The 22,765-nt window shown below is 38.0% G+C and carries 15 protein-coding genes; 8 read left to right on the top strand and 7 right to left on the bottom strand.

Features of this window, described 5'->3' with window-relative positions:
- Positions 1-54: 54 nt before the first annotated feature.
- From CXF71_RS17595 to CXF71_RS17615, 5 genes are all read left to right on the top strand, one after another.
- Positions 55-2,004: a DNA topoisomerase III gene (locus CXF71_RS17595; protein WP_101234252.1), complete on the top strand. Its 1,950-nt coding sequence runs from the start codon at positions 55-57 to the stop codon at positions 2,002-2,004.
- Positions 2,005-2,332: 328 nt separating this feature from the next.
- On the top strand, positions 2,333-3,562 hold the full coding sequence (locus tag CXF71_RS17600) for a cation:proton antiporter (RefSeq protein ID WP_101234253.1): 1,230 nt from the start codon (positions 2,333-2,335) through the stop codon (positions 3,560-3,562).
- Positions 3,563-3,584: 22 nt separating this feature from the next.
- On the top strand, positions 3,585-4,070 hold the full coding sequence (locus CXF71_RS17605) for a potassium channel family protein (protein ID WP_232771536.1): 486 nt from the start codon (positions 3,585-3,587) through the stop codon (positions 4,068-4,070).
- A gap of 227 nt (positions 4,071-4,297) precedes the next feature.
- Positions 4,298-5,155: a PA4780 family RIO1-like protein kinase gene (locus tag CXF71_RS17610; RefSeq protein ID WP_101234254.1), complete on the top strand. Its 858-nt coding sequence runs from the start codon at positions 4,298-4,300 to the stop codon at positions 5,153-5,155.
- A gap of 235 nt (positions 5,156-5,390) precedes the next feature.
- Complete coding sequence (locus tag CXF71_RS17615) at positions 5,391-5,858, top strand: substrate-binding periplasmic protein (protein ID WP_101234255.1); 468 nt, start codon at positions 5,391-5,393, stop codon at positions 5,856-5,858.
- A 231-nt stretch (positions 5,859-6,089) separates the two neighbouring features.
- Here the strand turns inward: CXF71_RS17615 and CXF71_RS17620 are convergent, their stop codons facing one another.
- Positions 6,090-8,195 (bottom strand): S9 family peptidase, encoded by a 2,106-nt coding sequence (locus CXF71_RS17620; protein WP_101234256.1) that lies wholly within the window; start codon positions 8,193-8,195, stop codon positions 6,090-6,092.
- Positions 8,196-8,480: 285 nt separating this feature from the next.
- Between CXF71_RS17620 and CXF71_RS17625 the strand changes: the two genes are divergently transcribed.
- Positions 8,481-8,864 carry a PAS domain S-box protein gene (locus tag CXF71_RS17625; RefSeq protein WP_101234257.1) on the top strand — a complete coding sequence of 128 codons (384 nt, stop codon included), beginning with the start codon at positions 8,481-8,483 and terminating at the stop codon, positions 8,862-8,864.
- A gap of 124 nt (positions 8,865-8,988) precedes the next feature.
- On the opposite strand, the gene trhO is transcribed toward CXF71_RS17625, so the two are convergent.
- From trhO to acnB, 4 genes are all read right to left on the bottom strand, one after another.
- Entirely contained in the window at positions 8,989-10,032 is a 1,044-nt protein-coding gene (gene trhO / locus CXF71_RS17630) for an oxygen-dependent tRNA uridine(34) hydroxylase TrhO (RefSeq protein ID WP_101234258.1), read from the bottom strand.
- Positions 10,033-10,276: 244 nt separating this feature from the next.
- Complete coding sequence (locus tag CXF71_RS17635; RefSeq protein WP_101234259.1) at positions 10,277-11,554, bottom strand: alpha/beta hydrolase; 1,278 nt, start codon at positions 11,552-11,554, stop codon at positions 10,277-10,279.
- 343 nt (positions 11,555-11,897) lie between these two features.
- Positions 11,898-13,121 carry an EAL and HDOD domain-containing protein gene (locus CXF71_RS17640; protein ID WP_101234260.1) on the bottom strand — a complete coding sequence of 408 codons (1,224 nt, stop codon included), beginning with the start codon at positions 13,119-13,121 and terminating at the stop codon, positions 11,898-11,900.
- Between the two features lie 258 nt (positions 13,122-13,379).
- Positions 13,380-15,983 carry a bifunctional aconitate hydratase 2/2-methylisocitrate dehydratase gene (acnB, locus tag CXF71_RS17645; protein ID WP_101234261.1) on the bottom strand — a complete coding sequence of 868 codons (2,604 nt, stop codon included), beginning with the start codon at positions 15,981-15,983 and terminating at the stop codon, positions 13,380-13,382.
- A 1,046-nt stretch (positions 15,984-17,029) separates the two neighbouring features.
- Here acnB and CXF71_RS17650 point away from each other — a divergent pair.
- Entirely contained in the window at positions 17,030-19,837 is a 2,808-nt protein-coding gene (locus tag CXF71_RS17650; protein ID WP_101234262.1) for a bifunctional aconitate hydratase 2/2-methylisocitrate dehydratase, read from the top strand.
- Between the two features lie 187 nt (positions 19,838-20,024).
- Here the strand turns inward: CXF71_RS17650 and CXF71_RS17655 are convergent, their stop codons facing one another.
- Positions 20,025-20,393 carry a hypothetical protein gene (locus CXF71_RS17655; protein WP_101234263.1) on the bottom strand — a complete coding sequence of 123 codons (369 nt, stop codon included), beginning with the start codon at positions 20,391-20,393 and terminating at the stop codon, positions 20,025-20,027.
- An 87-nt stretch (positions 20,394-20,480) separates the two neighbouring features.
- On the bottom strand, positions 20,481-21,542 hold the full coding sequence (locus CXF71_RS17660) for an energy transducer TonB (protein ID WP_101234264.1): 1,062 nt from the start codon (positions 21,540-21,542) through the stop codon (positions 20,481-20,483).
- A 530-nt stretch (positions 21,543-22,072) separates the two neighbouring features.
- On the opposite strand from CXF71_RS17660, the gene CXF71_RS17665 reads away from it, so the two are divergent.
- Positions 22,073-22,765, top strand: coding sequence for a hypothetical protein (locus tag CXF71_RS17665; protein ID WP_101234265.1), 693 nt, complete (start codon positions 22,073-22,075; stop codon positions 22,763-22,765).

The raw sequence follows: 22,765 nt of genomic DNA on the forward strand, positions 1-22,765 counted from the left end.
AGTGCACACACTATAATCAAAGACATCACAACTTATCACTTAGTTCCAATACAATTGAAACTCTATATTGCCGAGAAACCGAGTTTAGGTCGCGCTATTGCTGCCGCACTACCTAAACCACAAAAAAACCATAAAACACATATCGAGCTTGCTAACGGTGATGTGGTCAGTTGGTGTATCGGGCATATTTTGGCGCAAGCAAACCCTGAAGATTATGATAGTGAATTAAAAAAATGGCGCATGGAAAGTTTGCCTATCATTCCGCAGCAATGGCAATTAAAACCCATTGCCCGCACGCGCGCACAACTCACCGTATTACGTAAGTTAGTAAAACAAGCTGATGAAATTATTCACGCTGGCGATCCTGACCGAGAAGGACAATTACTGGTTGATGAAGTGATTGATTACTTTAAATTATCGAAAACCAAAAAAGCCAAGATTCAACGTTTACTAATCAGTGATTTAAACTTACCTGCCGTTAAACGAGCACTTAACTCACTAAAACCTAATAGTGATTTTATGCCGCTATCAATTTCAGCCTTAGCCCGATCTCGCGCTGATTGGCTTTATGGTATTAACCTTACCCGCGCTTATACCCTACAAGGGCAAAAAACGGGTTATCATTCGGTGTTATCAGTCGGTCGTGTACAAACACCTTTATTGGGTTTAGTCGTTAGGCGCGAGCAGGAAATTGCTAAATTTGTCAGTAAACCTTTTTTTCAAGTGCAGGCCCATATCGCACTAAGCTCAAATGAAGCTATCGCTTTTACGGCAAAGTGGCAGCCAAGTGAAAGCTGTCAGCCTTATTGTGATGAAGAAGGTCGAGTTTTGCTCAAGGCATTAGCGGAGAATGTCGTTAACCGTATAGATAACCAACCTGCCACTATCACTAATATTGACAGTAATGAAAAACAGCAAGCAGCCCCTCTACCCTTTAATTTGTCACAACTCCAAATTAGTGCTGCTAAGCAATTTTCCATGAATGCCAAACTCGTGCTTGATGTTTGTCAGGCTTTATATGAAAGGCATAAGCTGATTACTTACCCACGCTCAGATTGTCGCTATTTACCTAAAGAACAACTAAAACAAGCAAAAGGCATTGTTAATACACTCGCGCAATCATCGCTACCTTGTAATAAAGCAGCACAAGGTGCAAACACAACTTTGGTGAGTAAAGCTTGGAACGATAAAAAGATTACTGCACATCATGCCATTATCCCTACCGAGAAATCACCCGAGAATATCAGCTTAAATACCTTTGAAAAAAATATTTATTTGCTGATTGTACGTCAGTATTTAGTACAATTTTATCCTGTCTATATTTATCAGCAAACCAAAGTACATTTACTTATAGCAGGCGGCCATTTTCTCACTCAAGCAAAAATGGAGAAACAGCTAGGCTGGCAAGTACTTTTCCCTAAAAGCAAAAAAGCACAAACCTCAGATAATTTAAAGCAAGGATATGATCAAGAGCAAACATTACCTGCTTTAACAAAAGGACAAATAGTACATTGCCAACAAGGTGAGCTACTAGAAAAACACACCTCACCGCCACAGTCATTTACCGATGCAACCTTGCTTGGAGCCATGACAGGAATTTCTCGTTACGTCAGTGATGCAGCCATCAAAAAAGTACTGAAAGAAACCGATGGTTTAGGTACCGATGCGACTCGCGCTGGCATCATAGATTTACTCTTTAAACGTGATTTTTTACAGCGCCAAGGCAAAGCAATAATCGCAACCGAGGTAGGTGTCGCGTTAATCAACGCCTTGCCAGAAATGGCCACCCTGCCAGATATGACAGCGCAATGGGAAGCTACCCTCACCGCAATCAGTGAGAAAAATGCTAGCTACCTAAACTTTATGCAGCCGTTAACTAATATCGTCACAGAGATGGTACACGGTGCCAGCCAACAATCATTTTCAGGATTACCTAAAGTGGCTTTTAAGCCGAAACGCGGCAAAAAAACATTTCAGAAACAGCCAGCTAAAAGGGCAAGCTAACGCTTGCCTATTAAGACGGCTATTGACCTATTCGCAGACTAAGACATATGCTTTCCTAACCAATAAACAGCCACAGGAGATCTGTATAATGCTGCCTTATCCCGACTGAACAACCTTTAAGTTAAGGTATTGTAATGTTTAGCTATTAATAAATTAAAAAATGAGTTTTGATATTTAAAAATATTGTGTTTTCTCTTGTGAAAATATTACACTTTTATATCTAGATGATTTATTGTTATTAGATTCATAGCCAGACTGTTTCGATAATAATTGCTTTACCAAAATAGCCTAGGCAACTTACCTGCCTTTATAAAAATGAAACTCCAATATGCATGAACATATGATTATTTTAGTTATTGCGGTAGTAGTGCTGCTATATGGCTATATATCTCAGGGGCTAAGTCGATTGAATATCTCTGGCCCCATGGTCTTTGCTAGTTTAGGCTTATTAATTTCACCCTTAGGTTTAGATGTTAGACAAGTAGATATTAATGCTGATTTTGTCACCATTATTGTTGAAGTTGCGCTGATCTTAGTACTGTTTAGTGATGCTGCTTTACTTTCTTTAAAGTCACTGCGTCATTCATGGCAATTACCCACCCGTTTATTATTAATTGGTTTACCGTTGACTATTATTGTCGGTACCTTCACGGCACAAATGATATTTCCGAATGAACCTGCAATTTATATGCTGTTACTTGCGCTATTACTTACACCGACTGATGCGGCATTAGGTAAAGCTGTCGTCTCTGATATAAAAGTCCCCAAAGATATTCGTTCCACTATCAACATAGAAAGTGGCCTAAACGATGGCATTGTTTTTCCACTCGTTATTGCTGTGGTTGCCATGATTTTAAGTGGATTGACCAAAGCAAGTGGTGGAGACTCTCACTGGTTATCGAGTGTATTTATCCAAGTTAGCTTTGGTGCTTTAGTCGGCATTATGAGTGGTTATTTAGGCACAAAAATATCGCAGTTCAGTGTCAGTAAAAACTGGATGGTTGCTAGTTATCAAAATCTTGTGCCCATTGCTTTAGCACTCTTAGCCTATTATTTAGCCGAGACTTTTCATGGTAACGGCTTTATTTCCGCATTTTTTGCAGGCCTACTCGCCGGTAATACGTGCGAAAAAACCCGTGAGCATATTGAAAATTTTGCCGAAAGTGAAGGTGAACTATTAGTACTTATCAGCTTCTTCCTCTTTGGTTTAGCTTTTGTCCCTAATATTATTCAATATGTTACTGTTGAGGTCTGTATCTACGCATTTTTGAGCTTAACAGTGTTACGTATGATACCGGTAATAATTTGTCTTATTGGCGCGAAACTTACCACAGGCAAGTTGGATTTTTCCACCATAACATTTATTGCTTGGTTTGGTCCTCGTGGCATCGCTTCAATTCTATATGTACTTATTGTTGCTCATGACATGGGATCAGATAAAGGTTTAGAAACCGTTTACGCCACCGTGATGGTAACTGTGTTAATGAGTATTTTTGCTCACGGTATCAGTGCTCAACCGCTTGCCAACTGGTATAGTAAACATCACAAAGATAACTAAAAAATTCAGTACGAGACTACCTATGATTATTCTACAAAGCGCCATGGAGAAAAGTAACTTATTCAAAGTTGATGAATTTGGCGTGAAAAACTATAACTATGGCATATTGGCCATAGTATCTTTTGCTTTATTTGCCCTCCTCAATATCAGCTTAGGTTATATCACCTTTGTCGCAGAATCAGCCGTAGTAGGCTCTCCAGTGAAAAATTATGCTGACGCTTTTTGGCTCATGCTAATGTCTTCAACCACAATTGGCTTTGGTGATGTTTATCCAATTACGCTAGCTGGCCGTATAGCCGTTTTTGTTATGTTTATTCTTGGTGTCGGAATATTAGGTGGCGTTGGTGCTATCTTTGCCAATAAAATTTTTGGTTTTGCTGATACTAATATCAAAAATCGAGAACTAAGAAAGCAAAATATAGAAATTTTACAGCAAAATGACAAAATTTATCAAAAGCTAATCGCGTTAGAAGAAAAATTAGAAGCGTTTGATAAAGAGGTTAGATAGCACATCGACCGAGGTTGTTCCGGAGCATGCTTTCCAGAATAACCATTAGTTCTTTGTGACAATTTTTGTTTGAAAAATTTATATTATTTAAAGTGAGTTAACCATAGATATATTACTAATAATAACTTGAGTTTATCCCCACTACACCAAAGCAAATTCCCTTTTATCTAGGGTGTTCGAAGCAAGTTTTACTATCTTCCTTACCCTATCTAATGTATAACAGCCCCATGAAAATTCCAAAGCGTATATTGCCTCTCGTAGAAGAAGGCTTAATTGATGAAGTGCTCAACCAATTGATGAGCGGAAAAGAAGCTACTGTGTATCGTGTTCGTTGTGGTGATGAAATTCGCTGCGCGAAAGTGTACAAAGAAGCGACTAAACGTAGCTTTAAAAAAGCATCACAATACACCGAAGGTCGAAAAGGCCGTAGTAGTCGACGTGCTAGAGCAATGGAGAAAGGCTCTAAGTACGGTAAGAGTCAACAAGAGACGGCTTGGCAGAATGCCGAAGTTGATGCCTTGTATACCCTTGCTGAAAACGATGTACGTGTGCCACAGCCTTATGGTTGCTTCGATGGTGTATTACTAATGGAGCTCATTACCGATGAACAAGGTGATGTCGCGCCACGTCTTAATGATGTTGTAATGCCCGCCGATCAAGCACTAGAAGATCATGCCTTAATGATGATTTATATCATGCGTATGCTTTGTGCAGGCATAGTACACGGTGACCTATCTGAATTTAATGTTTTAGTTGATGCTTATGGTCCAGTTGTTATTGATTTACCCCAAGCGGTTGATGCCTCGGCAAATAACAATGCCAAAGCGATGTTACTGCGTGATGTCAACAATATCACTACCTATTACGCACAATTCGCTCCAAATTTAGCCTTAACAAAATTTGGTGAGGAAATGTGGGCATTGTATGAAACGGGTGAGTTAAGCAATACCACTAAATTAACCGGTCAATTTGCCGAAGATACACAAAGTGCTGATGTTGAAACGATATTAGCCGAAATCCAAGCCGCTTTTGAACAAGAGCAAGACCGCCTTGCTTACCTTAAAGAAGCCGCAGAGCAAGATTAACCGCACTGATAATTGTGATAGCTTTATCTCTTAGGCTATCACCTTACTTTGACATATAACTGCAACATAGAACTGATCAAACAATGTTCAAAAACTTAATTTCATCAAAGTAATTTCTATATCTCCCATTGAATAATTAACTATCTACCAAAAGTAAAACGTGTGCCTTAATGAGATGCGCTACACTGTTAAATAGGTCACCCTTTTATTTCACTGATGTAACCGTAAAGTGATTATGAAATACATTTGCTGCTCTTTTTATACTATTACTCTTTTATTTAACTCTGCCTTGGCCGAAACCGGCAAGTTGAATGTCGCGGTATTTCTTGAACCGCCCTATATTGATTTAGTAGAAAACAAATTAGTCGGTGAAAACATCGATATAATTCATCTGTTAGTTGACTCCATTGGTCTCAAACCCGTTTTTATTCAGTGTCCATTCGTACGTTGTTTAGCCATGATCAAAAGTGGCCAGGTAGATATGCTATTAGGTTTAAGTAAATCAATAGATCGAGAAAAAGATCTTATTTTCCTTAACCCTCCTCATTCAATACAGCAAAAGCCATTACGATTTTTCACACTGAAAGAAAAAAATCTAACTATACAACACTTTAGCGATCTTAATTTATTACTGGTTGGCACACTACGGGGCGCCGCTTATTTCCCACTATTTGATGAAAGTAAAACGATAACAAAGGTATAACAAGGTCAAGGTTGCTATATCCACTATCAATGTTTCATTCTATTCTATTCTATTCTCAAGGCAAAACGTTTATGAATAGCTGGCTATTTATCGACGTTTTAACGCTGAGAATGGGATAAAAGGGAATGTTGAGCAAGTGCTGCTTATCCAGAGTTCAGGTTAACTAGTCAATTATAAAAAAAGGCACCTTAACCTAAGTTAATGTGCCTTATTTGTTTCACTTTTCAGTGATTATTTTTGAGTGTATTTTTCTAACCATTTAAATACTTCGTCGTACCAAACCACTAAATTGTCAGGTTTACGAATATGGTGATCTTCATCTGGGAACATCACTAAACGGCTATCAATGCCTTTGCGTTGTAAGGTGGTAAATGCACCTAAACTTTGCGCGTACGGTACACGGTAATCTAATTCACCTTGAATAACTAACATAGGTGTCTGCCAGTTATTTACATAAGCTGACGGGTTAAACTTAGAGTAATCAGGGCTTACCTTGCCTTTAGCATTATCTTTAGAGTCAGCACTTTCTTTACCCCATGAAGGACCACCCATATCATATTCAGGGAACCATAGTTCTTCAGTAGATTGATAAAAGCTTGGCATGTCGTATAAACCAGCGTGATTGATCAAACATTTAAAACCAGTAGGCCAGTTTCCGGCAATCCAGTTCATCATGTAACCACCGTAAGAAGCACCTAAAGCACACGCATTATCACCATCTAACCAAGGTTGGTCTTTTACGATAAATTCTAAACCTTTTTGTAAATCTTCTAATGGCTTGCCACCCCAATCACGACTGATTGAATGGGTGAATTCTTGTCCGTAACCGGTAGAGCCGTGGAAGTCGACCATGACAACACCATAGCCCTGTGCTGCCCATAATTGAGCATTCCAGCGGTAATGGAACATGTTGCCAAAACTACCTTGTGGCCCACCATGCACTAAAAAGGCGATTGGGTATTTATTGCCCTCTTCAAAGTTAGCTGGTTTTAACCAATAACCGTGTACTGTTTCATCATTCCAACCTTTAAAGTTAAACTGTTGGTAATCAGCAAATTTTACTTTGCCAAGCTTATCTTTGTTGATATGAGTTAATTGGACTAAGTCATCACCATGGTTATCAATCGAAAAAATATCTTGCGGTGAATTTAACGTATGGCGAGTAAAGTAAACTTTATTTCCATGACTTGAGATATCACCATTACTACCGATATTATAAATTCTACGTACTTCATCAAACTCATGAGTAATAGAGAAAATACTTTTTTGGCCAACATCTTGGGCTACAACATAGACAGACTTGTTGTCCGGTGAAAAAGCCAAGCTACTGATTGAACGGTCCCAATCACTAGCCACTGCACGGGTTTTTCCTGTTCTGTTATCACGTAACTGTAAGGTAAACTTATCCGCTTCATAGCCAGGAGTTTTCATTGCTCTATACGCAAGAAAACGACCGTTAGATGAATAAACAGGACTCGCATCCCATGCGGTATTCTTTTCAGTAATATTAGTTAGTGTATAAGCAATGACTTCATCGGCTGTAACTTTAGGTAAAGCCACTTCAAATATATCAAAGTTAGTTGTCCACGCATGATTTTTAGCTGCATCTTTACTTGATGAGTCTTTCGCTGAAAAGGCTAAAGATGTGGCTTCAGGATGAATACTTACTTGGCCAATACCGGCAAAATCACTTTGCCAGTTTGGCATAATATCTTGAGCATGCTTAAGCTGACCGTCTTTATTTACATGACCAACAAATAAATGTTCTTTATATTCTGTAGCCCAGGTATCCCAGTGACGCACCATTAATTGGTCATAGGTACGGATATTGTATTTCTTCTCTTTATCGACTTTCTTTGCTTCAACAGTACAAGCTAACGTTGCACAATCGGGTTTAACCGTAAAAGATAACGCGAATACTTGACCATTTTTAGATAATTTAAAGCCGTTAATTGCTAAAGGAAAATCAGATATTTGCTTCGCTGTTTTTTCACGTAAAGCTTGTTGCCAAATCTGACTAGTACCACTACGTGAAGATAAGAAATACACAGATTGACCATCATCAGCCCAAACAACATTACTTTCAGATTTGTCATGACTCGTCAGTTGAGTGATTTCACCCGTTTTAATATTTTGTTTATATAAGTGATTGTCTGCTGAGCTACTGCCTTTTTTCAAACCATACACAAGTACATCACCTTCTGGAGACAAGGTGACATCATGCAGTTGGTTCAATTGGTTTAGCTTTTCAACGGTAAACATTTCGCTAGCGGTTTGCGCATTAGCGGCTACTGATGCGACAAGAGATATTGCGGCAAAGGTTAATAGTTTTTTCATCATCATTCTTATGTAAAACAGCTATATTGTGAGTGCAGCAAGAATATACAATCTGCACGTTATAAGCAATATGGCTGGGATTGTTGATATGGCTAACCTTGTAAACTAAAGCACCCGTTTTTTATAAAAACAATATCAGCTGAGACTTAATCAACAATATTAGCGATCATGTTGTGACATAGTGAACTTTGTCATATAAAAAACTTAATACTGCAATAGACAAAGGCAGCTATACTTAAAACGTTCCCCCTTACGAAGCCAACTATTTTCATACTTGGAGTTATAATGTTCACAGAAAATCCTGTTGATTTCATCGAAAAGTCTTCTATTGGCATTCATGCAGTATCCCCTGATGGAGTTATTAAATATGCCAATCAATTTGAATTGGACATTCTAGGATATAGCAAAGATGAGTATATTGGTCACCATGTATCCGAGTTTCAGATAGATAAAGATTGCCTGAGTGCGATGATGACAAAACTGGAAAAGTTTGAAACACTTTTAAATTATCCAGCCAAAGTAAATGGCAAAAATCAAATAAAGTATATTATTTACAACTCAAGTGTCTATGAATCAGAAGGGGAATTTATACATACACGCTGTTTTGGTAATGAAGTGTCAAAAGAAATTTATGATGTTTTTTATGACGAATATAAAAGAAGAGCTTAAGAACAATAGCGTACCGATAAGTAACATAATTGATACCAATAAAAATGCCAGCTTGAACTTCAAACTGGCATTTTTTGCTTTATTAGAATTAGTATGAAAGCCGTTTCTTGTTTAGAACCGTTGATTATTTAGCAGATTGCTTCGCTTTTTTATCATTTTTTTCTTGACGACGTTCTTCAATGATATTTTGAATATCACCACCTATGTGGCTCTCACCACGCTCTTCAGCTAACGTAATTTGGCGTTGACGTTCGGCATAGCGATTACGTTGTTCGTCGGTAACTTTGTCATGACAACGATGACAGCTTACGCCTTTAACGTAATGCTCACTTTCTTTTTCAGCTTCTGTTAGCGGGAAACGACAAGCAAAACATTGATCGTATTGCCCTTGCTCTAACTCATGATTAACCGCAACACGACCATCAAAAACAAAACACTCACCTTCCCACAGTGTTTCTGTACTGGGTACTTCTTCAAGGTATTTTAAAATACCGCCTTCAAGATGATAAACCTCTTCAAAACCTTGTTCTTTAAGGTATGCAGTAGATTTTTCACAACGAATACCGCCGGTACAATACATGGCAACTTTCTTATGCTTATTTTTATCTAGGTTCTTTTCTACGTAGGCTGGAAATTCACGAAACGTTTCTGTATTCGGATTAATGGCATTTTTAAAGGTACCAATTTCAATTTCGTAATCGTTACGTGTATCAACCAGCAGCACTTCAGGATCAGAAATTAAAGCATTCCAATCTTTTGGCTTCACATAAGTACCAACCACTTGGTTAGGATCAATACCTTCAATGCCCATAGTGACAATTTCTTTTTTCAATTTCACTTTAGTGCGATGAAATGGGTTTTCGTTACTGTAAGATTCTTTATGAGAAATGTTATCTAAACCTGGCTGCTCACCAAGGAAGGCCATTACCTTATCAATACCTGCTTGTGGGCCGGCAATAGTACCGTTGATGCCCTCAGCCGCTAACAATAAAGTACCTTTAACATCAACACTGACCATTTTATTTGATAATGGCTCACGTAATGCTTCAAATGCATCTAAACGAACGAACTTATATAACGCACAAATAGTAACAGTGTTAGTTGCCGATTTTTTCGATGTAATTGGTGATGTAAACGATGGTGATAACTTTTTTTCTGATGAACTCATGAGCTCTCCATTGAACTAGCTGGACCGTAAATCCAGTGCTGTAGATTAATAATCAAAACGCGATATTGCTCGCGTTTTTAGGGAGGCGTATTTTAGCAGAATTATTTGATAATGAACATAGCTCACTAATCGAGCAATTTATGACTGTAGTTTTTAAATATAGACTGAAAACTGATAATACTATGTGGCTAACCAAACCTTTGCTCAGGTACAGGCAAAGGTTTGGTGACCGAATAAAATAACCTTACGGTTGAGCTTTTAGCTCCAATAACTTAGCGTCGATAATATTGATTTGCCATTGGTTAGCCTTATACTCTTTTACCAAGGTTAATGCTTTGGCATAATAACTTATTGCCATTTCAGTATTATTTAACTGCATATAGGTAACAGCCATACTTTTTATATACTCAATTGAATGTTCAAAACGGCTTTCAGCACCTTGTAATATCTTCAATGCCGCTTCTGGCGAATCGTAATGCCCGGTATAACTCGCCAACATCATTATAAAAGCTTGCTCTGATGCAGGCAGTTCTTTTTTCACTTTAGCCATAAACACCGGAATATCAGCGACCTTCTCCTGTCGATAAAAATATCGAATTGCAGACTTAACACTTGATGTAGGTATGGGTTGGTTAATAGCTAACGACGATGAAAGGCTTTGGTAATGTGCAAGCAGTTGCTCAGCAGTCATTGAACGCTCTAATTTTTTATCCGAAATAAACCATGCCTTGAATATTTTCTTTAAATCAGCTCGAAGTGCTACTAAGCCAACAGAGTTGTGGTTCTCATTAGGGTAATGTGAAAACTGCCAATTAATATTTTTAGGCTGGCTCTCATCCAATAATTGTAAAACGCCATATACCCCTTGCCTCTCTTCATCGCCTAAGGATAAATATAATGAGGTTAGATCATGTTTGCTTTTACCAATAAAGTCTTTTGCTTTGACCATAATCTCATGATCATTTAACCAAACTGACGGGCTAATGGAGACAAAGTGTTCAAAAGCATTAGGCGATTCAAGCAGTGCATTTAATACAAATAATCCCCCCATAGAATGCCCAACAAGTATTGAGTTATTAGCGGCCCGGTAATGACTGTTGATATAAGGTTTAAGTTCTTTCTCTAAAAAAGTTAAAAATAGCTCAGCTTTACCACCATGCTCTTTCTTAAAAGGGGCCGTTAATCCTGCAGGTGTCATATATTGGCGATATACATCCGTGCCTTTATCGGCAATACCGACAAGAATAACATCTGGAATTAATTGTGCTTTGTTTGCTAAAAAATCCAACATGCCTGATACCCCATGCAAGGTATAATCGCCATCTAAAAGGTAAATAACGGGATAAGTAGCGCCCATATTGCTTTGATAGTTTTCTGGCAATAGAATTTGAATTTCACGTTCTTCATTTAAGTGAATTGAATTGAGTTTTACTCTTTCACCCATAGATAAAGAAGCGGCCAAACTATATTGACCGGTAAATAAAATGATGAGTAAAAATAAGTAAATAGTTTTTTTTATCATAAACGTCCCATTGTGATCTAATAACTAACTTTGTGGCTGATAATATAGATATTTATCAAATATATCACTCTACAGCCGATTTTTTATGTAATTGAATATCTCATAAATTCAACATATTAGAAAGTTATTGGATTTGAGTGTTACTGCCGTATTTTTGTAAAGAAGATTACGATGTAGAGGAACCGAAAATAGGTTACTTTCACTGTCGACACACTCTCCATAAAGTGCTTATACCAGTCCCGTTGAGTTTGTGACCTTGTTGTAGGTAGGGAAAATAATTCAAGGGTAGGTACTTGATTGAGCAATAGCGAGCTATTGAGATTAGGTAAAACGATTCAGACACTTAAATTAAAGATTTATCTGCAAAAGTAAGTGCTTGTGCATAACAGTTCATAATAAAGGTTTCATCTAAGCCCAGTTTTTTTTGACTCTCTTCTATACCAATAAAATCACTATTCTCTATCTTCAAACATAAATCAAAACAAAAACCTAATTTTCCCGTTTGGTTATTTAATGCCTCCTGTAGCTCTATACTTAGAGATAACTCTTTGTATATTAATGCTAAGTCAACATCAATTAACGCATTACATATGGACACTATTCCTAATAAATATCCTTTACATCTGAGCTTTTTGTCACTATTTAATAACAACTCTATAAATCTTGCTCGAATCAATCCAAGCTTTAAAAGTTCAGATGGTTTGTTCTCTCCTAAATCTCCTAAGGCTAAAACAGTCACAAATTGCTTAATAGTATCTTCACCAAGATAAATAACAGCTTGTGAAATGGAACTTATTTTCTTATTAGCTGACTTACACCTTAAATTAGAAAGCCTCAACAGACGAACAACTAACGCAGCATCTTTTTCAACTTTATTGATTAATGCATCAAAGTCCAAGGGTGTTTTTAACGTGATTTTGAGTAAATCTAAAGTCGTCAACTGAGAAGGGTTCACATTTTTAAAGTTAAGTAACTTGGGTTTAGTAAAATAATATCCTTGGAATAAATCAGCCCCAGCCTTTTTTATTAATGCAAACGATTCATAATCTTCAATTCTTTCGACTATGATTATTTTATTTGGAAACGCTGCTTTTAAAGATGAAATTCTCTTTAGCGTATGTTGAAGGTTTTCTTCCACTTCAAGTTTAATGTACTTAACTTTTTTTAACAGGTTATCCCACTTAGGATCACCACCATAATCATCTAAAGCAAATACATACTGATTTTTCATCAAATTTTCAACGTGGTGGAGCACCTCGTCAAGCCTATTCGTTCTTTCTACTATTTCCAATACAACATTGTGGGGTTCAATTAATTTGGGTAAGCTCGATAGAATAGAACTGGTAGATAAGTTAATAAATAATTTTTTGTTATCAGCTAAGTTTTCTATGCCGAAAAACAATAAACTATCGAAAAATATCCTAGCTGTTGCTTCGTCATCGCTAACATTAATAGGGAAAAAATTGTCATTTGAATTTCTATAAAGTAACTCATAAGCAAATACATTTTCATTACGGTCTAAAATCGCTTGCCGGGCCACAAATTTAACCTTTACTGCTTCTGTCATTTTGACCCTTATCGAACAAGTACAACTAGTTAAACATTAGTCTAGTACATAACTAATATTTACACAGGAACGTGCTAGAGATAAAAAATGCCACCTTGTATGAAACAAGGTGGCATTTTAAGATAAGTTTATTTGTTCGCTCTACACTATTAAGTTCAAGAACAAAGAAGAAACGCCTAGTCTAGTTACTTATGCTCACAAGTAGCTGAATACTTGCAACGTTGTTATCGCTCCATTTAGAGACAACAAGATTCAAAATCAAGCTTCTACTTGTAGGATAACCGTATCAGCTTTACTGGTGTACTCTTCCATTTTATCAAAGTTCAAGTAACGGTAGGTATCCGCAGCCGTTGCATCAATTTGAGACGCATACTCCATATACTCTGCCGGCGTAGGTAATTTTCCTAAGATAGCACCAACACCAGCAAGCTCTGCTGAGGTTAAATAAACATTTGCGCCATTACCTAAACGGTTAGGGAAGTTACGTGTTGAAGTAGACAATACCGTCGTATTATCACCTACTCGTGCTTGGTTACCCATACACAGTGAGCACCCAGGAGTTTCTACACGAGCGCCAGCTTTACCGTAGATATTAAAATAACCTTCATCTTTAAGTTGTGCGCTGTCCATTTTAGTTGGTGGTGTAACCCACATACGTGTTGGCAATGTACCGCCACTCTTTTCAAGGAAAGTGTCGATTAGTTTACCTGCTGCACGAAAGTGACCAATGTTAGTCATACATGAACCGATGAATACTTCATCAATTTTAACCCCAGCGACTTCTGATAATAATTTCGCATCATCAGGGTCGTTAGGACAACACACGATTGGCTCTTTAATATCGGCTAAATCAATGTCAATAATGTGAGCGTATTCAGCATCGACATCAGCTTCCATTAATGAAGGGTTAGCTAACCATGCTTCCATACCTTTGATGCGTCGGGTGATAGTACGCACATCACCGTAACCCTCGCTAATCATCCACTTAAGCATAACAATGTTAGACGTTAGGTATTCGCTAACTGACTCTTCTTCAAGTTTGATTGAACAACCTGCAGCAGAACGTTCAGCTGATGCATCAGATAATTCAAATGCTTGTTCTACTGATAAACCTTTAAGACCTTCAATTTCTAGTACACGACCAGAGAATTCATTCACTTTACCGGCTTTAGCAACCGTTAATAAACCCTTTTTAATACCGTAATAAGGGATAGCATGAACTAAGTCACGTAAGGTAATACCCGGTTGCATTTCACCTTTAAAGCGCACCAATACGGACTCAGGCATATCAAGTGGCATAACACCCGTTGCTGCAGCAAAGGCAACTAAACCAGAACCCGCAGGAAAGGAAATACCTAATGGGAAACGTGTATGAGAATCACCACCCGTACCAACAGTATCTGGCAATAACATACGGTTTAACCATGAGTGAATAACACCATCGCCAGGGCGAAGTGAAATACCGCCACGATTCATCATAAAATCAGGCAAGGTGTGATGGGTAATAACATCAACAGGTTTTGGATAAGCTGAGGTGTGACAAAAAGATTGCATGGTTAAATCAGCCGAGAAACCTAAACAGGCTAAATCTTTCAATTCATCACGCGTCATGGGACCGGTTGTATCTTGCGAGCCTACAGTAGTCATTTTAGGTTCACAATATTGACCGGGGCGAACACCAGCAACATCGCAAGCTTTACCAACCATCTTCTGGGCTAAGGTAAAACCTTTAGTAGAAGCTGCGGGATCAATAGGTGTAGCAAACAAAGCTGTCGTTGCTAAACCTAATGCATCACGCGCGCGAGCAGTTAAACCACGGCCAATGATTAATGGAATACGACCACCAGCACGTACTTCATCAAATAATACCGGGCTCAGTTTAAATGTTGAAATTACATCACCAGCAGCATTTTTAACAACACCTTCGTATGGGTAAATATCAATAATATCACCCATGTTCATTGACTGAACATCTAATTCAATGGGTAATGCACCTGAATCTTCCATAGTGTTATAGAAAATAGGCGCGATTTTACCGCCTAAACAAACACCGCCGCCACGTTTATTCGGGATACAAGGGATATCATCACCCATGAACCATAATACTGAGTTAGTTGCCGACTTACGTGATGAACCCGTGCCAACAACATCACCAACATAGGCTAATGGAATAGCGTCTTTTTGCATTTTTTCAAGTTGAGCGATGGGACCAATAACACCATCTTTATCTGGGTTAATACCTTCACGAGCAATTTTAAGCATTGCTTTGGCATGTAATGGAATATCAGGACGAGACCAAGCATCGGGTGCTGGTGATAAATCATCCGTGTTAGTTTCACCGGTAACTTTAAATACTTTAACGGTAATTTTTTCTGCAACTTTATCGCGAGCAGTAAACCACTCAGCATCTGCCCAAGATTGCATAACTTGTTTAGCGGCAACATTACCTGCTTCAGCTTTTTCTTGTACATCATGAAAGGCATCAAACATTAATAACGTTTTTGATAAGCCTTTCGCTGCAACAAGCGATAACTTGTCACATTCTAACAGGTCAATCATAGGCTGAATGTTATATCCGCCTAACATGGTACCTAATAATTCAGTCGCTTTCTCAGCACTTAAAATTGAAGACGTCGCCTCACCTTTAGTCACTGCGGCTAAAAAACCAGCTTTAATGTATGCCGCATCATCAACACCCGCCGGCACACGATTGGTTAATAAATCAATTAAAAAGGCTTCTTCACCGGTTGGTGGATTTTTAACTAATTCAACTAATGCTGCTGTTTGTTCCGCGTCTAAAGCTTTAGGTACTATACCTACAGCTGCACGTTCTGCTACGTGGTTGCGATATTCTTGAAGCACGATATTCACCTTTTAAGATAAGAGAGACTTAATACTTCTTATAATTAGACTCGATTCTGTATATCAAGACTAGGACAAAGCGGTTAAGTATCTGGGATTAAAAATTATCTATACCCATGATACTTCAAGATGCTCGTTTCAGGATGCCTGTGCGATTCATGATCGAGGCGCCTCTTTTTATTAAGGGTTATTCCCTTAAAAATAGAGGCAACGAAAAACATGATTTGCTCAGACATCCCCGTAGGGCTGGTTTAGAAACGTTTTAAGCTACGTTATAGATATCGATAAGGGAACAACCATTATCTTCAATCAATGCCTTGCCTAAAAACGTTTCTAATTCCAGCTGAATCCTGCATCTTGAAGTAACATGGGTATATACCTTACTGCTACTTACTTTTACGTTGAAGAGCGGCAAGGAATATTACTATTCATGACTATATCACCAAATATAGACGATAATTATTAGACATAGGTATCAATAAAATTGATATTTATCATTTAGTGTGAAGAAAGGGTTACGAGCAAAACAATAGCACCGTGATAGATAAAATAGAGGTAACGTTGAGCATGATTTTTATCAGGTAGTCCAACAGTGCTGGTTTATAAACGATTTATGCTAGGTTATTTATTTAGAATAATAGACTAATACCATTTGTATTAATTTAGTGATCAAAATCAATAAGGATCAATTTTCAAGTTCAAGGCGCGTGATTGAGCAATAGGGAGTATGGGAGTTGAGTGCAACGCTGAAATTGTAGATTAAGACTATTTGAAGAGGGGAAATTAATTAGTACAATTGGTATAACTATTCCTTCAACCCACGCCTTAATTCAAGGCGTTTCTAATACCAACGGAATCCTGAATTTGGGGTAACATGGGTATATAACCACTATAACCATATCTTCTATCAACTATAAGTAGTGTGAATAATGCTTATTTAATCTAATGATTCGTAGTATCCCAAAAATCAGGTAAACTAGAGGCAAAATTTTTCCTTGCTAATGATGAAAAAATTATTAGCCTTTTATAGCTAGAGAGAGTTTTAAATGAGTCTATATTTAGAGTACATTAAAGAAATTGAAAGTCGTAAAAATGATCTAGGATTGGCTCCTTTGCCAATTGATGGCGCTGAGTTATTATCTGAAATTATTGCTCAGATTAAAGACTCTGGAAATGAGCATCGCGAAGATTCTCTTAACTTTTTCATTTATAATACTTTACCTGGCACAACCAGTGCTGCGGGTGTTAAAGCTGCATTTTTAAAAGAAATCATTCTAGCTGAATCAGTAGTAGCTGAAATTACACCAACGTTTGCATTTGAATTGTTATCACATATGAAAGGCGGCCCTTCAATTGAGGTGCTTCTTGATCTAGCATTATCTGATGACGCAGCAGTAGCAAAAGCAGCGGCAGAAGTATTAAAAACTCAAGTATTTCTATACGACGCTGATACAACTCGTCTTGAAGTTGCGTTTAAAGCAGGCAACACGCTTGCTAAAGAAATTTTAGAAAGCTACGCACAAGCTGAATTTTTCACAAAATTACCAGATGTTGAAGAAAAAGTTGAAGTAGTGACTTATATTGCCGGTGAAGGTGATATATCAACTGATTTACTTTCTCCAGGTCATCAAGCGCATTCTCGTGCCGATCGTGAATTGCATGGCCAATGCATGAGCACACCAGAAGCACAAGCAGAAATACTCGCATTACAAGTTAAGCATCCTAATGCGAAAGTGATGTTAATTGCTGAAAAAGGCACTATGGGTGTTGGTTCATCTCGTATGTCAGGTGTTAACAACGTTGCACTATTGGCAGGTAAAAAAGCAAGCCCTTACGTACCCTTTATTAACATTGCACCGGTAGTAGCAGGTACTAATGGTATTTCTCCAATTTTTTTAACAACGGTTGATGTAACTGGCGGTATTGGTCTTGACCTTAAAAACTGGGTTAAGAAAGTAGATGCAAGTGGCAACGCAGTTGTTGACGAAAATGGTGATGCTGTTTTAGAAGAAGCTTACTCAGTAGCGACTGGTACTGTGTTAACTATTGATACCAAAGCGAAGAAATTATACAACGGTGACAAAGAGCTTGCAGATATATCTTCCGCCTTTACACCACAGAAAGTAGAGTTCATGAAGGCTGGTGGCTCTTACGCGGTAACATTTGGTAAGAAATTACAAACGTTCGCTGCTCAAACACTTGGCATAGCAACACCACCTGTCTATGCAACGTCAAAAGAAATTTCACATGAAGGTCAAGGTTTAACGGCCGTTGAAAAAATCTTTAATAACAACGCTGTTGGTGTAACATCTAACACGCCATTACATGCTGGTTCTGATGTTCGCGTTAAAGTAAACATTGTTGGCTCTCAGGACACAACAGGTCCTATGACATGTCAAGAGCTTGAAGCAATGGCAGCTTCTACCATTTCTCCACTCGTTGATGGTGCTTACCAGTCTGGTTGTCACACAGCGTCAGTTTGGGATAGCAAAGCTAAAGCGAACATTCCTAAGCTTATGGCATTCATGAATAAATTCGGTCTTATCACTGCACGTGATCCTAAAGGCGAATATCATGCAATGACTGACGTTATTCATAAAGTATTGAATGATATTACGGTTGATGACCGCGCTATCATCATTGGTGGTGACTCGCATACTCGTATGTCTAAAGGTGTAGCCTTTGGTGCTGACTCAGGTACAGTAGCAATCGCACTAGCCACAGGTGAATCGGCTATGCCAATCCCTGAGTCTGTAAAAGTTACTTTTAAAGGTCATATGCAAGGCCACATGGATTTCCGTGACGTAGTACACGCGACTCAAGCGCAAATGCTTAAGCAATTTGGTGGTGAAAACGTATTCCAAGGTCGTATCATTGAAGTACATATTGGTACTTTATTAGCTGACCAAGCATTTACATTTACCGATTGGTCTGCAGAAATGAAGGCAAAAGCCTCAATCTGTATTTCTGAAGATGAAACGTTAATTAAATCACTTGAGCTTGCTAAGAGCCGTATCCAAATAATGATCAACAAGGGTATGGAAAACCAAGCAAAAACACTTAACGGTTTAATCGCCTTAGCTGACAAACGCATCGAAGGCATTAAATCAGGTGAAACGCCTGCATTAGCACCAGATGATAACGCTACATACTACGCAGAAGTCGTGATTGATTTAGATGTTATCGACCAGCCAATGATTGCTGATCCCGATGTTAACAACGCAGACGCTTCTAAACGTTACACGCATGATGTTATTCGTCCTGTTTCATACTACGATGGCAAATCTGTAGATTTAGGCTTTGTTGGCTCTTGTATGGTTCATAAAGGTGATATGCAAATCATCGCGCAAATGTTCCGTAATATGGAAGCACAAGGTAATAAAATAGAATTTAAAGCACCATTAGTTGTTGCGCCACCAACGTATAACATTGTTGATGAGCTTAAAGCAGAAGGTGATTGGGATATTTTACAAAAATATTCAGGTTTTGAATTTGATGATGCTGTGCCTAAAAACGCTGCACGTACTAAGTATGAAAACATCATGTACTTAGAACGCCCAGGCTGTAACTTATGTATGGGTAACCAAGAAAAAGCTGAACCAGGCGACACGGTTATTGCAACATCTACACGCTTATTCCAAGGTCGTGTTGTTGCAGATACGGCAGAGAAGAAAGGTGAATCACTTCTTGGCTCTACACCGTTAGTTGTACTTTCAACTATGCTGGGTCGTTTCCCAACAATCGAAGAGTACAAGTCTGCAGTAGAAGGTATCGATTTAACTCGATTTGCTCCTCCTACACATGAGATGACTACTAAGTATACTGCTCAAGCAGTACCGATTACAGTGGTATAAACCCTAGTTAGTGGGTAGTACTTCTACTTTAATCGCTAAATAGCTTAAAGCAAAACCAAAAAAGGGTTACTTAATTAAGTAACCCTTTTTTTATCTTATTGCAATGACACTAATTAATTGCCCACCTTAAAATGGTATTAATACAACTCGCATAGATTAACCTTCCACTAAAAGGTTCTTTCACGAATTATTTTTTTAATGGGCACTCAAGTTTAGCGGTTAAATTTGGCATAATTAAATTGGGTGATGCACGCGGATAATCAAAACTTTCTACACCGTTAATTAGGGCTAATTTATAGCCATACTGGCCACAAATTAAATATCCTCGGCGTAGTAAGAAGGCAGACAAACGTTCAAAACTAACCTTATTATTAGGAATAACCTCTAATTGATAGTGTTTGTCATCGAATTGAGTTTTTTTAAATTGTAGTTGGTGATCAAAGTCCCACTCAGTTTGCGCTTGACCTAGAACCACTTGACTAGGTCCCGCACAAGCTACCAACGAGAAAAAACACAGCGCAGATAGCGCATATTTAAATACTGATTTAATTGTCATAGCTATTATCCTTATAACTTCTGTATTATCAGTTTAGCAAAGAGAACAGTACTATCACAATTACGCTAAGCGATTATCCTAACGGAATTAAGTAGTGAACGGATGCTCTATAAGTTTAAATGTTGATTTTTGCTCACCATAAACATAAATACTACAATTTTCCCAGCTAGCCGGTAGCTTCCATGTATTATCTTTTTCTATAGTATAAACGTGACGTTTATTCGCGCAGCGAACATCGAGTGTGTGTAAAGACCCTTCAATATCTATCAACGAAAATTCGTTCCTTACTAAGTCAGTCGACCAAAAATCATTTTTAATATCCGCGGTAATAACAAGGTCTTTATCACCCGAAATAACGCTTTCAACGTTAGCCATTACATCAGCAAGTTGGGTAAGATAAGGTTCTGCTGAAGGTAATTTTATCAATCTTTCATAGGTGCTGTGCGCCGCTTTAAATTCATTCAGCTCTACTTGCAGATTAAAAGCCTGATAAAGCACAGAGAGTTTTTGCTTGTCATTACTCAAACTACTTAATCCAACTGCTACACGATTTAAATGATACAGCTGTTTACGCTTGTCGCCCTGCTCTTTTGCATAGTCAGCAGACAGCCAATGTAGATAGTTATTCTCAGATAAGTGCATGTATTTATTTTTATTCATTTGGTCGAGAATATCATCTAAAGTAACAAAGTCTTTTGCTGTTAAGGCCGCTCTAGCCTTGTTATATTTGCTAATAAATTTCTTAGTGGCGCCCGTGGTATGCTTTCCCATTCTAAAATCCATTCGTACAGTATTAACGCATTGAGGGATTGCTTTACCATCTTCCATCGCTGGTTTGTAACGCCACTTTTTAGCTGCTATTTCCGCTGCTCGGGTTAAATCTTTACTACCAGATGAACTTTTTACCAGTATATCCTCAACCCCACCCTCCTTATTGATAACAAAACTTAAAATTGCCCAGCCCTCTCTGCTCTGTCTTGCAGCGCTCATGGGATATTTAGGGTTAACGCGTTTGATTGGCTCTGGCGCAATAATAGTAGACAGGTATTTAGAAATATTCTCGGTATCTGCGCTATTTTCTTGCGCATGTAGTGCGTCCATATAAAATAGCGATGTAATTAGCATTATGATGATAGGTAGAAGTTGCATTCGTCAGTCCTTTGTTTTTTTTACAAAAGAATAACATTTATATAACAAGGAACATAGTTCAAATAAATCTCAGTATAGATCTGTTGAGCAGCGACCAGGCCTATTCCCATAAAACGGTAGAATGAAAATATTTAGAATCAATCATTATAATAAGAGATACTATATAAAACCGTTTCGATTAATTTAACTAATATTTACAACACTTAATTTCTGCTACACCTGATTATAAATCACGATATGGGCAGAAAAATGAAAAAAAGGGTGACTCATCGTCCAGAACAAGTAGGATATTCAATCAAAATAAATTAAGATTTTGTACTTTTAGATAAAAATACCTCACAATGCTAGCTTGATAGCCTTGTAATTGTTAGCTATTTAGGTAAATCTACTTGATACATTGACATAAAATTTAGAAAAGTAGCAGAATCTCTCTATCTTCCTTTCGATTCTGATAGTGCAAAGAAGCTTTTATCAATCCAATAGTGCGCTATTGGTGGCAAACTAAATAATAATAATAAGAAGAAAATAGTATGCAAACGTATAAAAAATTGACCTGCCAACATGTCCTCAGTCGATTGTTAACTAAAGAGAAGGCTATAATTGGACACAATGCCAAAACGGCACGTTACAAAGTAACCTTTCCGCTTGTTCGCACTATAGCATTCACAGGGCTGAGCATAATAACTATGTATTGTGCCGCGGTAAACGCTACATCAATAACAGCAGAGATGAGCCCTGAAGTTGCCACTGAATATAAAAAACAGTTAGCTCTTCAGGACTGGCCAGCGATGCACACTAAGTTAGCCCTAATGGATAACCCTTACTCAAAATTTCACAAAGTCATTAGAAAAAAATTAAAAGAAGAAGCACCTGCAGGTCAAAGACGACGTTTAATGACAGAAGAAGAAAGCATGTTAACGGCTAAAAAGACACGCTTTGATTATTGCCAAGCATCAGTCAGTTTTTTTGTTGATTTTTCTGAAAGAGCACAGACTTTATCCACCGTAGAACAAAACCCGCTGTCTGAAGATGCACTGATGAAAGGCAATGGCGTTGAGTACCCCTTTACTAAAGAGCAAACCAATAGTGCCAACTTTAGACCAACGCAAATAGCACTCACACTAGGCTGGAAGTACAAAGGCAAAGGCAAACAATATGCAGAGGCATTTCTGGCAAGCTGTTTAGCAATACCGATTAGCTTGTATTATAAAGAAGACAAATAA

Origin of the sequence: Colwellia sp. 12G3 (assembly GCF_002836775.1) — a bacterium.
Classification (GTDB): domain Bacteria; phylum Pseudomonadota; class Gammaproteobacteria; order Enterobacterales; family Alteromonadaceae; genus Colwellia.